Genomic DNA, 13,881 nt, shown 5'->3' on the forward strand with positions numbered 1-13,881 from the left:
GTGTGCGACCCCCGGGTCGAGACACGAACGTCAACAGCAGGAACACGGATGTCCATCGGTCTCTCCGATGCCAGTGCGATCGTCACGGGCGGGGCTTCCGGCCTCGGCCTGGCCGCGGTGCGGGTACTGCTGGAAGCGGGCGCGCAGGTGGTGGTCGTCGACTTGCCCGATGAAGCCTCGAGCGGCAGGGCCGACACGGTGGTAGCGCTGGGCGCGCGGGCTCGCTTCGCCCCGGCGACGTGAGCGATCCGGTGACCGCCGCGGCCGCGGTGGACCAGGCGACGGTGCTGGCACCGCTGCGGGCGGTGGTGAGCTGTGCCGGAGTGGCCACGCCCGGCAAGCTGGTAGGCCGTGTAGAGCCGCTGTGTTGTGAGACCGTGATGCGGGTCCTGGCGATCAATGTCGGTGGCACGGTCAATGTGATGTCCCATGCCGCCGCGGTGATGCGAACCAATGAAGCGCGGGGGAGGACCGCGGTGTGCTGATCAACACCGCCTCGATCGTGGCCTTCGGCGGACAGGTGGGACAGATCGCCTATGCCGCGTCCAAGGGCGGGGTGACCGCGTTGACTCTGCCCGCTGCGCGCGAGCTCGCGTCCTCGCAGATCCGCGTTGTCACGATCGCTCCTGGCCTATTCGAGACGCCGATGATGAGCGGTCTGCCCGAGGAGGCGCGTTCGGCGCTCACCGCGAAGACCCCGCACCCGGCGCGCCTCGGTCGAGCCGAGGATTACGCGCTGCTGGTCCGCCATATCGCGGAGAATCCGATGCTCAACGGTGAGGTCATCCGTCTCGACGGTGCGGTGCGGCTGGAACCGAAGTAGCGGCCGAGGACGGCCCCGTCCACGCGATGAGTGCGAGCGGAGGTCGTCCTCGTCAGCCGATGACGCCCGAGGATCGCAACGCATCGATCTGGGAGTCCGTCCGGCCGATCCATCGCAACACCTCGTCGGTGTGCTCGCCGATGTGCGGCACCGACCGCGCGCCCTGGGCCTGGCTGCGGGAGAACCGCGGTGCCGCTCCTGGCTGCAGAACGCCCTCATGCTCCTGAAGGTAGCCGCGTGCGTGGTTGTGTGGATGGTCCCGTGCCTCCTCGATGGTGAGCACCGGCGTCACGCAGGCGTCGCGGGTCGAGAAGATCTCCAGCCACTCTTCGCGGGTGCGACCGAGGAAGGCACGTTCCACCTCTCCTCGCAGTCGCTGCCACTGGGCGGGGGAGAGCCGGTCGATCCCGGGCGGGTCCTCCAATCCCAGCGCTTCGAGGAACTGCGCGTAGAACTGTGGTTCGATGGGCCCGGCGGCGAGATATCGTCCGTCGGCGGATTCGTAGACACCGTAGAAGTGGGCCCCGCCGTCGAGCAGGTTCTCGCCGCGCCGTCCCTCCCATCGTCCGGTGCTGCGCATCCCCAGCAGCATGGCCATCAACGACGAAGTGCCGTCGACGATCGCCGCGTCGACGACCTGACCGTGCCCGGATCGGGCGGCCTCCCAGACAGCGCTGATCAGACCGAGCGCCAGATAGGCACCACCGCCGCCGAAGTCGCCCAGCAGGTTGAGCGGAGCGACGGGAGGCCCGCCGCGTTCGCCGATCGCGTCGAGGGCGCCGGTCATCGCGATGTAATTGATGTCGTGTCCGGCGAGCGAGGAGAGGGGGCCGTCCTGGCCCCATCCGGTCATCCGCCCGTAGACGATCCGCAGGTTGCGCGCCGCGCAGTCATGAGGTCCCACGCCCAGCCGTTCGGCGACCCCCGGACGGAACCCCTCGAAGACGATGTCGCAGCGGGCGGCGATGTCCAAGGCGATCTCGCGGCCGGAGTCGCTTTTCAGATCCAGTGTCAATGAGCGGCGCCCGCGGTTGAGCACTTCCTCGCGCTGCTCGGTGCCGGCGTCTGCGGGACGCTCGACGCGAATCACCTCGACGCCCAGGTCGGCGAGCAGCATGCCACAGAAGGGCCCCGGGCCGATCCCACCTAGCTCGAGGGCCCGTAGGCCGTTGAGGGGGCCTGGAGGAGGTGTGGCGTGGTCGGTCCCTGCAGTGCTCATCGCGGTTCCCATCGCAGTCGCATATCGTAAAAATGTACCGATCGATACACTACCTTCATGAACCCATCATCGTCAGCACATCCCGGTGGCGAACACCGAACGGTCCTGGTCACGGGCGGCTCCCGTGGTATCGGAGCGCAGATCGTCCGCCGCCTGGCCGAGCGGGGCGTTCAGGTCGGCGCCAGCTTCAACTCCAGTCCCCAGCAGGCCGAGGAGCTCGCGGTGGAACTGGGCGATCGCGTCGCTCCGGTCCACTACCGTCTCGGTTCGGAGTCGTCCGCGCGGGATGCGGTCTCCGCGATGACATCGACCTTCGGGGGGCTCGACGCGGTGATCGTGAACGCCGGGTTCTGGAAGGGCGGGTTGATCGAGCGGGTCTCCCACGAGGAATGGTGGAGCGTCATCGACGCCAATGTGAGCTCGCTGTCGTATATGGCACGTGCCGTCCTGCCGTCCTTGCGGCAAGCGAAGGATCCCAGCATCGTTCTGGTGGCCTCCGTCGTGGGGTTGATCGGTCACGCCGGGGACACGGCCTATGGAGCGGCAAAGGCGGCCATGGTCGGCTTCGCGCGTTCCCTGGCGAAGGAGGTCGGGCGCGACGGCATCCGCGTCAACGTCCTGGCACCGGGCTTCGTCGACACCGATATGACATCGGCCGTGCCCGACACGGCTCGTGAGCGGATCTACGACGAGACGGTCCTGCGGCGCTTCGGCACGGCCGACGAGATCGCCAAGGCCGCGGTGTTCCTCTCCGAGGACGCCACCTACTGCACCGGCAGTGTCCTGTCGGTGGACGGCGGTTGGTCACTCTGACCGGTTGCCGAGACTTCAGCGACGAGAGGGCATGACATGACGACATCGGTGTACGAGGGTGACTATGCGACCATCACGGTCTCCGTGGAGGACCGGATCGGGAGGATCGGACTGGATCGGTCGAAGGCGCTCAACGTCCTCAACAGCCAGGTCATGGAGGAACTCGTCTCGGTCGCCGAGCGGATGGACACCGATCCTGCGGTGGGCGTGATCCTCCTCCGGGGCTCGCCGAATGTCTTCGCCGCGGGTGGCGATATCGCGGAGATGTCCGGGAAGGAGTTCGCGGCGATGTACGCCCAGGATTGGTTCTCCCGCTGGCAGCTGCTCGGGCGGCTGCGAACTCCTATCGTCGCGGCGGTGGCGGGTTACGCCCTCGGGGGCGGTTGCGAACTGGCGATGATGGCCGATGTGATCGTGGCGGCCGAGAGTGCGCGCTTCGGGCAGCCGGAGATTGCTCTGGGGGTCATTCCTGGCATGGGTGGCACGCAACGGCTGGTGCGCGCCGTGGGCAAGGCCAAGGCCATGGACATGATCCTCACCGGTCGCCAGATCGACGCGGATGAGGCCGAGCGCATCGGGCTGGTCTCTCGGGTGGTCGCCGATGACGAGCTCGATGAGGCGGCCCGCGCGGTGGCCGCGGCCATCGCCGGTGCGTCGAAACCTGCCGCGCAGATGGCCAAGGAGGCCGTGTCCGCAGCCTTCGAAACCGGTCTGGAACAGGGACTCGTCTTCGAGCGACGGATCTTCCACTCGCTCTTCGCGACGGAGGATCAGCGTGAGGGAATGGCGGCCTTTGCGGAGCGGCGTTCTCCGCGGTGGCGGCATCGCTGAGGGGAATCGCGATACCGAATCGTTTGAAAAGTGCTTGATGCTGACTCAAGCCTGCGACAAAGGCTCTACAGGACAAGCATGATCCGTACCGAAAGGTCCAAAAGCCTGCGTGCGATCGGCTCATATCGTGTTCTTATGAGATGCGACGCGGCCCCCAGGGGTCTCTCACCTGGAGGTGGTGGGGTGAGTCGCGGACGCGGCGCGGCGGTCGGATCCGGTGAAGCGGCTCCATGTCCTGGCTGAGTCTCTCCTGTGCAATATCGCCGAGCATTGGACCGAGCGGACCGTCTTCTTCCAGTGTTCTATGCCCTCGCAGGTAGCGGCGAGACGTCGTGCTGGCGGGGCGCGAGCGCTATGAAGCGCATTGGAGGCACGCGATCGACCAGGCGATCCCCGACGGGGGTCCACTGAGTGAGCCCGGTCCTGGTCAAGGGCATCCTGGGATTGTTCAACTACGGTTATCTCCGGCCGATGACCAGTCCCTGAGCGGATCGCCGATCACCTTCTCGATGCGTTCGCGGGATCGGCGCAGAACCCAGACTGGCGAGGGTGCTCAATGATGCGTGTGGACATGCAGGTCGCGCAGGAGGCACACCTCCGAGAGATGGTGGATCAGCTCGCGGTGGATATGGAGCACCAGCCGGGCCAGGGGGTCCTCGGAGAAGGGCCCTTCAGCATCGCCGCACGGATCGGAGAGCCGGTCTTCGCCGAGTGACTCCACGCCGGCGATCCAGGACGCGTACTCGCGGTCCAGCTGGTCGAGGGCGGCCTGCGCGGTGGTGGCGTACTCGAAGGAATCGTAGTCCACGGGCGGGCCGCCGAAGTGCGAGGCATTCCGCATCGAGAGGACGCCGACGATCACGTGCCCGAGGCGCCAGGCGATCGTCGTGAACGGTGCGGGCTCGGGGGCCGGGAAGGCGAAGTCGATGGTCAGCTCGCCGGAACCGGCCTGCACTGGGGCCGTGCCCGTGCCGCGGGGGCGGACGTTCCAGCAGTCCGGCACCGGCTCCCAGAAGTACTCGTCATCGGACAACCCCTGGAGGCGCGCGCGGAGCTGATGCGTCCAATGCCAGTCGATCTGGTCGCGGAGCAGCTCGTTCCAGGTGTACTCGCTCATGGGTCCAGCGTCCCACCTGTGCCGGAGGACGCCAGCCGGCGAGGCGGGCGCTGTCATGCGTTTCACGTCAGGGTCTCGCGCGTGATGTCGCGGGCGCGGCGATGGCCGGGCGGTGGGTGAAGCGGGTGATCAGAACTCGGCTTCACCGTGTGGGAGGAGTGCGGCGCCGATGCGCCGAGCCATGTCATCGCTCAGGGGTGGAAGGCTCCGGGCGGCGAACCACCGGGCTTCGGTGTTCTCTCCGTCGGCCGGATGCGGTTCCCCCGATCGCCATTCCAGCCGCCAGGTGAGGTCGACGTACTGGGTCTGGTCGCCGTTGTCGTAGGTGACCAGATCGGTGACGCCGACCCGTGCCAAACGGATGACCTGGGCGACGACCCCGGCTTCCTCCAGCGTCTCACGCATGGCCGCGGTCGCGGGATGCTCGCCCGGATCGACGATGCCCGTGACCGGGGTCCACGCGCCATTGTCGGCGCGCTTGACCATGAGCACCTGGTCGCCCTTGACGACCACGGCCGTCACCCCGCACAGCCACAACGGCGCGGTCCCGATCTTGTCGCGGAGCTCGAGGACGAAATCGGGGGTGGCCATATCCCGAGCGTAGAGGGCGACGGTGATCCGTCCTCGTCCGTGCAGCTCCGCCGCGCGAAGGGTGGACCAGCAATATACCTCTGAGGTATATTGCTGGTCATGCAGTTCTTGATCCTCGGACTTCTGCTGGACGGGCCGCTCTCGCTCTACGATCTGCGCAAGCGGTTCGCGTCGGGCATCTCGCTGTTCTATGCCGCCAGCTTCGGGAGCATCCAGCGAGCCTTGGGGCATCTGGAGTCGAATGGCTGGGCGACACGGGTGGATGCGGACGACTCACGTCGTCGCAAGAAGCTCTATGTGATCGAGGAGTCGGGGCGGAGCGCCTGGCGCGAATGGATGCTCTCGCCGATCACCGGGACGGATCCGGAGCCGACGATGCTGGCGAAGGTCTACCTCCTCGGGAGGCTTCCGGACCAGGACCGCGGTGAGTGCCTGCGGCTGTTGCGTGAGCGGATCGTGGGCGATGAGGAGGCGCTCGCATCGCTCGCCACGGGGCTCGACGAGACGGAGATCCCCGGTGACCTCCGCGAGGTCTACCGATACCGGAGGGCCACCTTGGACTACGGCATCCGTGTCCACACGCTGATGACGCAGTGGCTCGATGAGCTGGAGCGACGATGACTGAGATCGCTCTCGGCGTCGCGCTCGCGGTGCTGGCCGCACTGGCCGTGCTTCAGCTGCTCGCGGCATCCGGCCTGCCGGTCGGCCGCGTCATGTGGAGCGGCGCACATCGTGTTCTGCCCCGCCGGCTCCGGCTCGCCAGCGCCACATCCGTGCTCGTCTACGCCGTCATCGCGGTCGTGCTCCTCAGCCGCGGGCGTGCCCTTCCCGGCGGCGACAGCACCGCGGTGGTCGTCCTCACCTGGGCGGCGGCCGCCTTCTTCGCGCTGAGCGTGCCGCTCAATGCGTTCTCACGCAGTCCGGCCGAACGCTGGGCGATGACGCCGACCAGCGCGTTGCTGGCCGCGTCCGCCGTTGCGCTCGCACTCGGCTCGTGAACGACCCCCGTCAGGAGGCTGCCAGGGGCCGATGTCACCGCCCTCGATCGCTTCCGCGGGTCCCGATCTGCCGGCGCATGTGTTTCACCGGTCGCCGCGTCTCAAGCCCCCGTGTCGTCGCGTCGTTCGCGGCGGCGTCGTGCTGCCTCGTAGGCCGTGTCCAGCAGATCGCGGACGGCGGCGTCGCTGGCCTCTCCCGGCTCCACGACTGCCAGCCACCCGTGGGCGCCGTACACGGGATGAGCGAAGATCCGGTCCTCGCCGTGGGGAATGGGCTCGGGGATGTGTTCGCGCGGAGCGGCTCCCACGTGCCGTTCGAAGGCCTCTCGCCCGGCGGCGATGTTGAGCCGGAAGCGGCCGGGAGGATCGAGCCGTGAACCTGTGTCGTCGGGGTAGTCCTTCGTGACGATGGTGGCGAAGGGCTGGGTCGGCGGGATGCTGCCGCTGGGGGAGTAGAAGAAGAACACGTCGCCCCAGGCCAGCTCGGGTGTGCCGTCACCCTCCCGCGGCCGCATGGTCACGACATTCTCGTGGGCGGTGACGTGGGCGATGATGTCGTCGATCGTCATGGCTCTACCGTCTCATCCCTGTCACTGCCGACTCGGGATTCCCAGCGACCGTACGATCTGGCAGTCGTCGCTCAGCGCGTCGCTCGACGCCGCAGCAGGATGACGGCGAACACCGGCACGCCGATGAGGGCGGTGGCGACGCCGACAGGGAGTTCCTGCGGATCGAGCAGAGTCCGTGCGGCAGTATCGACCCAGACGAGGAACACGGCCCCGGTGATGGCGGCGATCGGCACGAGCCGTCGATGCCCCGCGCCCACGAGGCCGCGCGCGATATGCGGCAGCACGAGGCCCACGAAGCCGATCGCGCCCGAGGTGCTGACGACGACCGCGGTCATCAGTGCGGTCAACAGCAACAGCAGCAGGCGGATCGCCGTGACATTGACACCTAGGGAGGCCGCGGCCTTCTCCCCGAAGGCGAAGGCATCGAGTGAAGCCGCACAGGCGACACACGCCACGAGCCCGATGACCACGACCAGCGACACGACGGTGACGTCGCGCCACGAAGCGCTCGACAGGGACCCCAGCAACCAGAACAGCACGCCACGGGTCTGCTCGGCATCGGCGGCGGTGAAGACGATGAACGACGTCAGCGCTGAGAACAGCTGCGTCGCCGCCACTCCCGCGAGCACCACGCGGTCGGTGGTGCCACCCGCGGCCGTCGCGAGAAGCAGGACGAGTGCGAAGGCTGCGATCGCGCCGAGGAAGGCTCCGCCCGCCAAGCCGATGCTCCCCGCACCGATACCGAGCACCACGACGAGCACCGCACCGGTCGATGCGCCGGAGGACACTCCGAGGATGAAGGGATCGGCCAGCGGATTGCGCAGCAGCGACTGGAGGATCACCCCGCACACGGCCAGTCCTGCCCCGCACGCAGCGGCGAGCAGTGTCCGGGGCAGTCGCAGATTCCAGACGATGCCGTCCTGGATCCGGCTGAGCCCCGAGGGACCCCCGGCGAGCTTCGACCACACGACATCGAGCACCTCGCGGGGGCTGATCTGCGAGGGCCCGATCGTCACCGCGACCGCGATCGAGCACAACAGCGCGGTGATGCCGACGGCGCCCAGGAGCCAGGCGCGCCGTGTGAGGGTCACTGCGAGAGGCCGAGCTCGCGCAGACCGGCGGCGACCTGCTCGACACCGTCGACCGTGCGGATCGAGGGATTCATCGCCGCACCGGTCAGCTCGATGAACCGGTCCTCCTTGACCGCCGTCATCTCGCTGGTCACCGGATGGCTCTTCAGGAAGTCGATCTTGGCCTCGGCGGTCTCGGCCGTCTGGCTCTTGCGCGTCAGATCGCCGATGACGATGACATCGGGATCCCGCGTGGCGACGGTCTCCCAGTTGATCTGAGGCCACTCCTCCTGGCTGTCGTCGAAGACGTTGTCCAGCCCGAGGGTCCGGTTGATGATGCCCGGGGCGCCACAGCAGCCGGCCATATAGGGCGATTCGCTGTTGGCGAACCAGTACAGGACGCTCACATCGCCGCCGGGTGCCTCCTCGGCGGCGGCCTCCATGCGCGAGCGGAGTTCCTCGACCAGCTGCTCGCCTTCCTGCTGCACACCGAAGATCTCGGCGAGGTCCGAGATCTCCTGGTAGACGGTGTCGATCTCGAGGACATCGTCACGGGACCCGTCCTCGCTGGTCGCATCGCCCTTGCCGCACTCGGCGGGGGAGAGATACGAAGGGACGCCGAGCTCCTCCAGCGCCTCGGGTGTGGTCACGCCGCCCTCGCCGAGCGTGCCGAGGAAGGAGGCGGTCACGAGATCGGGCTCTGTCTCCAGCACACGCTCATAGGACGGCGCGTTGTCGGCGAGGCGTTCGACCTTGTCGTTCTCCTCTTCTAGTCCCTCACGGACGGGATCGGTCCAGGTCGCGGTGCCGACCATGCGATCGGCGAGTCCCAGTGAGAGCAGGATCTCGGTCGATCCCTGGTTGAGGGAGACCGCCCGCTCCGGCGGCGCGTCGACGGTCACCTCGCGTCCGCAGTTGTCGATCGTCACCGGATAGCCGTCGGCGGATGAGGTGGAGTCGCTGTCATCGGTCGAGCCGGAACATGCCACCAGGGCGAGCGAGCCGATGAGCGCGAGGGACGTGAATGAGCGGACGGGGGCGGGCATGGGCCAGCACCTTTCGAGGTCGGGGCTCTGTCGCGGAGCCCGGTGAGACCTCCCGGCGGTCGCCGTGAGGGCCAGCAGGTCTTCGGACTCGGGGTCGTCCGAGGCGTGCGCCTTCCCGGAACCCGTCCAGTGGCATCGTGCACACCCCGTCTCCCTCACCGCTGCGCGTCAGTCCCGGATTCGCACCGGGTTCCCTGACCCCAGAGGGGTACGACTGGCGTAGCGCACGCTAGCAGGTTCCTCGGCCTGGGCGGTACACGAGCGTCCATGTCACGTCGTGACGGAGGCTCCCCGACCGCCCCGAAGCAGGTGGCACGGTGAGTTCGCCCTGGCATGGCGCGACCACAAGATGTTGGGGGTTACATGCATGTGATTTGCGTATATAGTGATGTCCGCAGCTGGTTCGGCTCCTCCCCGGAGGGGTCGTCGTAAGAGGGAATCCGGTGAGAGACCGGAACTGCCCCGCAGCGGTGAGTGGGAACGACCGGTGTCATCAGCACTGGGCCGACGGCCTGGGAAGCGACACCCAGTAGGAACACCAGTGCCCACGAGTCCGAAGACCTGCCAGTGCCTCGGCATCCCGATGATGCCGAGGGTCCGCGATCGCGAGGGACGATCCAGGGCTCGAAACGGCACGGCCGTCGTCCCTACCCTCCGTGAGCGGATCGCCGCGAGTACTCGTTCACGAGGGGTGAACCGATGTCCACTGCACTCACCGTCGTCAAGCGCGACGGCACCCGCGTCCCCTACGACGGCTACCAGATCGCGCAGTCGATCGAAGAGGCTGCCACGGGCCTGCCCGATCCCGTCACCCGCGCCACGCAGCTGCGCTCGGAGCTGGAGATCACGCTCTTCGACGGCATCACGAGCGAGCAGCTCGACGAGGCCGTCATCGGTGTCGCATTGCAGAACGTCAAGGACGATCCAGCTTTCGACACGATCGCCGCACGACTGCTCATCAAGAGCCTCTACAAGAAGATCTTCGGCGAAGGCGTCACCCGCGACGAGGTGTACGCCCTCTGCGGTCCGGCCTTCGTCCGCTCCATCACGCGGGGCGTCGAGCTCGGGCTGCTCGACTCGCGCCTCGCAGAGCTGTTCGACCTCGACCTGCTGGGATCCGCGCTCGATCCCGATCGCGACGACCTGCTGCGCTACATCGGGGCTCAGACCATGCGCAATCGCTACATGATGACCGAGCCCGACGGCACCCCGCTGGAGACCCCGCAGTTCTTCTGGATGCGGGTCGCGATGGGTCTCTCACTCAATGAGGATGAGCCCACGCAGGCGGCTTTGGCGTTCTACGACTCGATGTCGCGGCTGGAGTACCTTGCCGCCGGTTCGACCCTCGTCAACGCCGGTACCGCCTACGCACAGCTCTCGAACTGCTTCGTCATGCAGACCGAGGACGATATCGAGCACATCGCCAAGACGGTGCGCGATGTCATGTGGCTCACCAAGGGCACGGGGGGCATCGGCCTGTCGATGACCAAGCTGCGCTCGGAGGGCTCGCCGATCCGCTCCAATAACACGCGCAGCACGGGCCCGATCCCGTTCATGCACACCATCGACTCCACGCTGCGCGCCGTCAGCCGTGGTGGCAAGAAGTTCGGCGCCCTGTGCTTCTACCTGGAGAACTGGCACCTCGACTTCGCCCAGTTCCTGGACCTGCGGCAGAACTCCGGCGATCCCTATCGACGCACCCGCACAGCCAACACCGCGGTGTGGATCAGCGACGAGTTCATGAAGCGGGTCGCGCATGACGAACCCTGGTACCTCTTCGATCCGCTCGAGGTACCCGATCTGGTCGAGCTCACCGGTCGCGAGTTCAGCCGTCGCTATGCCGAGTACGCCGCCAAGGCCGAGGCGGGGGAGCTGCGCCACAAGAAGCTCAGCGCGCGCGAGCAGTGGAGGGCCATCCTCATCAGCCTGCAGACCACCTCGCACCCGTGGATCACCTGGAAGGACACGATCAACACCCGTGCCCTCAATGACAACACCGGCACGATCCACCTGTCTAATCTCTGCACCGAGATCACCCTTCCGCAGGATCGCGAGAACATCGCCGTGTGCAATCTCGCCTCGATCAACCTCGCTCGGCACGTCACCGGCCGTCGCGGCGACGCGGTGGTCGAGTGGGACCGATTGGCGGCCTCGGTGCGGCGTGCCGTGCGCCAGCTCGACAATCTCATCGACATCACCATCAGCTCGGTGCCCGAGTCGGAGCACTCCAATGAGCGCAACCGGGCCCTTGGCCTGGGCGTCATGGGCTTCACCGACGTGGTGGAGCGCTTCGGCTGGTCGTATGCGAGCGAGCAGTCCTATGAGCTGATCGACCGGCTGCTGGAGTTCGTCAGCTGGCACGCGATCGATGCCTCGGCCGATCTCGCCGCAGAGCGCGGGGCGTACCCGAACTTCGCCGGGTCGGGTTGGAGCAAGGGGCTCGTGCCCGTCGACACGCTCGACCGCCTCGAGGCCGACCGCGGTGTGCCGCTGGAGGTCGACCGCACGACTCGTCTGGACTGGGACGCTCTGCGCCACAAGGTGGCCGGCGGGATGCGCAACTCGACGCTGATGGCGATCGCTCCGACCGCGTCGATCGGACTCGTCGCCGGCACCACGCCGGGCCTCGACCCGCAGTTCAGCCAGATCTTCAGCCGTGCCACGAGCGCGGGCAAGTTCCTGGAGGTCAACCGCAATCTGGTGGAGGACCTGCGTGAGCGCGGGCTCTGGGATGAGCTGCGCGACGAGCTGCTGCGCCAGCAGGGCGATCTGTCGCAGGTCGAAGGGGCTCCGACGGACCTGGTGGAGATCTATCAGACGAGCTTCCAACTCACACCCCATGCCTTCGTCGAGGTCGCGGCGCGTGCGCAGAAATGGATCGACCAGGCGATCAGCCGCAACATCTACCTCGCGAGCCGCGAGGTCGACGGCATGGTCGACCTCTACAGCGCGGCGTGGCGCAAAGGTGTCAAGACCACCTACTACCTGCACATGATGCCGCGGCATACCGCGGAGCAGAGCACGGTCAAGGTCAACAAGTCCGAGGCCGTAGCGTCTGTATCGAGCGGTGCACAGCGTCGTGGCTTCGGTGCCGCGGCCCCGGCGCGTCGTGGTTTCGGCGCGGTCGCGGCGCCGGTGGCGGAGGTCGAGCCCGTGGTGCCCGAGGAGGTGCAGGAGCTCGAGGTCGTCGACGGTGCCGCCTGCCCCATCGACCCCCAAGAGCGCCTCCAGTGCGACTCCTGCCAGTGAACTTCCGGCCCACCCCCGCGTTGAGTGTGACGTTTGGACGGTGGAATGGGCCTTTTCGCCGTCCAAACGTCACACTCACCGTGAAAGTAAGGGCATGATGACGCGAGGGATCCTGGGAACGGGGATCGAGGAGGGGCTGCTGCTCAAGCCGGTCACCTATCCGTGGGCGATGGAGCTGTACGACCAGGCGGTGGCGAACACGTGGTTCCCCAATGAGGTGCAGCTGGGGGAGGACCTCGGCGACTTCGAGCGGATGAGTGATGACGAGCGGCACGCGCTCACCCACCTGATGAGCTACTTCAACCCGAACGAGCTGCTGGTCAACAAGGCGCTCGCCTTCGGCGTCTATCCGTATGTCAACGCCGCTGAGTGCCACCTCTACCTCGCCAAGCAGATGTGGGAAGAGGCCAACCACTGCATGAGCTTCGAGTACGTGCTGGAGACCTTCCCGATCGACCGCGAGGCGGCCTACGAGTCCCACGTGACGGTGCCGTCGATGGCGGCAAAGGAGGCTTTCGAGATCCGCTACATCAAGCGGATGACCGAGCAGACCCTCGACATCACCACGACCGAGGGCAAACAGGACTTCGTGCGCAATCTGGTGGCCTACAACGTCATCTTGGAGGGCATCTGGTTCTACTCGGGCTTCATGGTGGCGTTGAGCTTCCGGCAACGGAACCTGCTGCGCAACTTCGGATCCCTCATCGACTGGATCGTGCGTGACGAGAGTCTGCACCTGAAGTTCGGCATCAACCTGATCCTCACCGTGCTCGACGAGAATCCCGATGTCGCCACCCCGGAGTTCGCTGCGGAGATCCAGCAGATGGTGCTCGATGCGGTGGAGATGGAGGAGGCGTACAACCACGACCTGCTGCCGAACGGCATCCTCGGTCTCAACGCGGACTACATCAATCAATACGTCCGCTACCTGGCCGACCGCCGACTCGAGGAGCTCGGCTTCGAGCCGCACTACGGTGTCGGCAATCCGGCCAAGTGGATGGCGACGGCCAACGACACGCTGCAGCTCGTCAACTTCTTCGAGTCGATCAACACCTCCTATGAGGTCAACGCGAAGGCCTGACGATGAGTTGTGTCTCCTTCCTGACGCCCGGGCAGCGAGCCGCCCTGCGGCGTGCCGGGGGAGGCGGACCGCTCTCGCGGTTCATCTCCCCGCCGGCTACCGAAGGCAAGCTGCGGCGTATCCGGTTGATGGCGCTCGACCCGGACCACCGCATCCGCGAGAGCGCCGCCCTCGCGGTCCACGCGCCGCCGGACGTGCTGCGGGCGCTGACCGACGATGGTGTGCCGAGCGTGCGCTGTTGCGTCGCCCGCAATCCCGGCACGCCGGAGTCGTCCCTCGCCCGGCTGGCCGATGACGGCGATCCCCACGTGCGGGGTTGGGTCGCGGCACAGCCGTATATCCCGGCCGAGCTGTCGGACCGTCTCGCCGGCGACCCCGATCCGCAGGTGCGCCGAGTGGTGGCCTGGGCGCGCGGCTGGGGAGTGTGAGAGCGAAGTGCGTGGCGGTGGCGCGCGTGTGCAACGGGCGGGCGTG

Annotated in this window: 16 protein-coding genes and 2 riboswitches; of the genes, 10 read left to right on the top strand and 6 right to left on the bottom strand. The window is 67.1% G+C overall.

Annotated features, from left to right (window positions below):
• The first annotated feature begins 48 nt into the window (after positions 1 to 48).
• The 3 genes from BHE97_RS20695 to BHE97_RS20705 are packed head-to-tail and all read left to right on the top strand — an operon-like array spanning position 49 to position 823.
• On the top strand, positions 49 to 243 hold the full coding sequence (locus BHE97_RS20695) for an SDR family NAD(P)-dependent oxidoreductase (RefSeq protein ID WP_236757616.1): 195 nt from the start codon (positions 49 to 51) through the stop codon (positions 241 to 243).
• On the top strand, positions 240 to 485 hold the full coding sequence (locus BHE97_RS20700) for a hypothetical protein (protein ID WP_236757617.1): 246 nt from the start codon (positions 240 to 242) through the stop codon (positions 483 to 485). Before BHE97_RS20695 ends, BHE97_RS20700 begins: the two co-directional genes overlap by 4 nt.
• Positions 479 to 823: an SDR family NAD(P)-dependent oxidoreductase gene (locus tag BHE97_RS20705; protein WP_236757618.1), complete on the top strand. Its 345-nt coding sequence runs from the start codon at positions 479 to 481 to the stop codon at positions 821 to 823. Before BHE97_RS20700 ends, BHE97_RS20705 begins: the two co-directional genes overlap by 7 nt.
• A gap of 52 nt (positions 824 to 875) precedes the next feature.
• Here BHE97_RS20705 and BHE97_RS09455 read toward each other — a convergent pair whose 3' ends face one another.
• On the bottom strand, positions 876 to 2,042 hold the full coding sequence (locus tag BHE97_RS09455) for a CaiB/BaiF CoA-transferase family protein (protein ID WP_087623883.1): 1,167 nt from the start codon (positions 2,040 to 2,042) through the stop codon (positions 876 to 878).
• A 57-nt stretch (positions 2,043 to 2,099) separates the two neighbouring features.
• On the opposite strand from BHE97_RS09455, the gene BHE97_RS09460 reads away from it, so the two are divergent.
• Together BHE97_RS09460 and BHE97_RS09465 are read left to right on the top strand one after the other, a co-directional pair.
• Positions 2,100 to 2,855, top strand: a complete 756-nt coding sequence (locus BHE97_RS09460; protein ID WP_087623789.1) for an SDR family NAD(P)-dependent oxidoreductase — start codon at positions 2,100 to 2,102, stop codon at positions 2,853 to 2,855.
• A 36-nt stretch (positions 2,856 to 2,891) separates the two neighbouring features.
• Positions 2,892 to 3,686, top strand: a complete 795-nt coding sequence (locus BHE97_RS09465) for an enoyl-CoA hydratase-related protein (RefSeq protein WP_087623790.1) — start codon at positions 2,892 to 2,894, stop codon at positions 3,684 to 3,686.
• Positions 3,687 to 4,239: 553 nt separating this feature from the next.
• Here the strand turns inward: BHE97_RS09465 and BHE97_RS09470 are convergent.
• A complete protein-coding gene (locus BHE97_RS09470) occupies positions 4,240 to 4,803 on the bottom strand; it encodes a DinB family protein (RefSeq protein WP_087623791.1) in 564 nt (187 codons plus the stop codon).
• 129 nt (positions 4,804 to 4,932) lie between these two features.
• Entirely contained in the window at positions 4,933 to 5,394 is a 462-nt protein-coding gene (locus BHE97_RS09475; protein WP_087623792.1) for an NUDIX domain-containing protein, read from the bottom strand.
• 99 nt (positions 5,395 to 5,493) lie between these two features.
• Here BHE97_RS09475 and BHE97_RS09480 point away from each other — a divergent pair, with 99 nt between their 5' ends.
• Entirely contained in the window at positions 5,494 to 6,015 is a 522-nt protein-coding gene (locus BHE97_RS09480) for a helix-turn-helix transcriptional regulator (RefSeq protein WP_087623793.1), read from the top strand.
• Positions 6,012 to 6,392, top strand: a complete 381-nt coding sequence (locus tag BHE97_RS09485) for a hypothetical protein (RefSeq protein ID WP_087623794.1) — start codon at positions 6,012 to 6,014, stop codon at positions 6,390 to 6,392. Before BHE97_RS09480 ends, BHE97_RS09485 begins: the two co-directional genes overlap by 4 nt.
• A gap of 101 nt (positions 6,393 to 6,493) precedes the next feature.
• Here the strand turns inward: BHE97_RS09485 and BHE97_RS09490 are convergent, their stop codons facing one another.
• From BHE97_RS09490 to BHE97_RS09500, 3 genes are all read right to left on the bottom strand, one after another.
• The gene (locus tag BHE97_RS09490; RefSeq protein ID WP_087623795.1) at positions 6,494 to 6,961 is read right to left on the bottom strand and encodes a DUF6194 family protein; all 468 of its coding nucleotides are present in this window, start codon (positions 6,959 to 6,961) and stop codon (positions 6,494 to 6,496) included.
• A gap of 71 nt (positions 6,962 to 7,032) precedes the next feature.
• Positions 7,033 to 8,052 (bottom strand): iron chelate uptake ABC transporter family permease subunit, encoded by a 1,020-nt coding sequence (locus tag BHE97_RS09495; RefSeq protein ID WP_140400076.1) that lies wholly within the window; start codon positions 8,050 to 8,052, stop codon positions 7,033 to 7,035.
• The gene (locus tag BHE97_RS09500; RefSeq protein ID WP_087623796.1) at positions 8,049 to 9,077 is read right to left on the bottom strand and encodes an ABC transporter substrate-binding protein; all 1,029 of its coding nucleotides are present in this window, start codon (positions 9,075 to 9,077) and stop codon (positions 8,049 to 8,051) included. Before BHE97_RS09500 ends, BHE97_RS09495 begins: the two co-directional genes overlap by 4 nt.
• A 55-nt stretch (positions 9,078 to 9,132) precedes the next feature.
• Positions 9,133 to 9,311: riboswitch (cobalamin riboswitch) on the bottom strand.
• A gap of 148 nt (positions 9,312 to 9,459) precedes the next feature.
• Positions 9,460 to 9,661, top strand: a riboswitch (cobalamin riboswitch).
• 115 nt (positions 9,662 to 9,776) lie between these two features.
• Here BHE97_RS09500 and BHE97_RS09505 point away from each other — a divergent pair.
• The 3 genes from BHE97_RS09505 to BHE97_RS20115 all read left to right on the top strand — a co-directional run bounded on the left by BHE97_RS09505 (position 9,777) and on the right by BHE97_RS20115 (position 13,835).
• Positions 9,777 to 12,326, top strand: coding sequence for a ribonucleoside-diphosphate reductase subunit alpha (locus BHE97_RS09505; protein ID WP_087623797.1), 2,550 nt, complete (start codon positions 9,777 to 9,779; stop codon positions 12,324 to 12,326).
• A gap of 97 nt (positions 12,327 to 12,423) precedes the next feature.
• A complete protein-coding gene (locus BHE97_RS09510) occupies positions 12,424 to 13,407 on the top strand; it encodes a ribonucleotide-diphosphate reductase subunit beta (protein WP_087623885.1) in 984 nt (327 codons plus the stop codon).
• Between the two features lie 2 nt (positions 13,408 to 13,409).
• Positions 13,410 to 13,835: a hypothetical protein gene (locus tag BHE97_RS20115; protein WP_170931355.1), complete on the top strand. Its 426-nt coding sequence runs from the start codon at positions 13,410 to 13,412 to the stop codon at positions 13,833 to 13,835.
• Positions 13,836 to 13,881: the final 46 nt, after the last annotated feature.

The sequence above is a fragment of the Aeromicrobium sp. PE09-221 genome (assembly GCF_002174305.1).
GTDB lineage: Bacteria > Actinomycetota > Actinomycetes > Propionibacteriales > Nocardioidaceae > Aeromicrobium.

Excerpts from the sequence above, each read along its gene's own strand:
- BHE97_RS09490 (WP_087623795.1), bottom strand. The coding sequence starts at position 6,961 with ATGACGATCGACGACATCATCGCCCACGTCACCGCCCACGAGAATGTC.
- BHE97_RS09460 (WP_087623789.1), top strand. The coding sequence starts at position 2,100 with ATGAACCCATCATCGTCAGCACATCCCGGTGGCGAACACCGAACGGTC.
- BHE97_RS20695 (WP_236757616.1), top strand. The coding sequence starts at position 49 with ATGTCCATCGGTCTCTCCGATGCCAGTGCGATCGTCACGGGCGGGGCT.
- BHE97_RS09475 (WP_087623792.1), bottom strand. The coding sequence starts at position 5,394 with ATGGCCACCCCCGATTTCGTCCTCGAGCTCCGCGACAAGATCGGGACC.
- BHE97_RS09465 (WP_087623790.1), top strand. The coding sequence starts at position 2,892 with ATGACGACATCGGTGTACGAGGGTGACTATGCGACCATCACGGTCTCC.
- BHE97_RS09505 (WP_087623797.1), top strand. The coding sequence starts at position 9,777 with ATGTCCACTGCACTCACCGTCGTCAAGCGCGACGGCACCCGCGTCCCC.
- BHE97_RS09480 (WP_087623793.1), top strand. The coding sequence starts at position 5,494 with ATGCAGTTCTTGATCCTCGGACTTCTGCTGGACGGGCCGCTCTCGCTC.
- BHE97_RS09500 (WP_087623796.1), bottom strand. The coding sequence starts at position 9,077 with ATGCCCGCCCCCGTCCGCTCATTCACGTCCCTCGCGCTCATCGGCTCG.
- BHE97_RS09485 (WP_087623794.1), top strand. The coding sequence starts at position 6,012 with ATGACTGAGATCGCTCTCGGCGTCGCGCTCGCGGTGCTGGCCGCACTG.
- BHE97_RS20115 (WP_170931355.1), top strand. The coding sequence starts at position 13,410 with ATGAGTTGTGTCTCCTTCCTGACGCCCGGGCAGCGAGCCGCCCTGCGG.
- BHE97_RS09470 (WP_087623791.1), bottom strand. The coding sequence starts at position 4,803 with ATGAGCGAGTACACCTGGAACGAGCTGCTCCGCGACCAGATCGACTGG.
- BHE97_RS09455 (WP_087623883.1), bottom strand. The coding sequence starts at position 2,042 with ATGAGCACTGCAGGGACCGACCACGCCACACCTCCTCCAGGCCCCCTC.
- BHE97_RS09510 (WP_087623885.1), top strand. The coding sequence starts at position 12,424 with ATGACGCGAGGGATCCTGGGAACGGGGATCGAGGAGGGGCTGCTGCTC.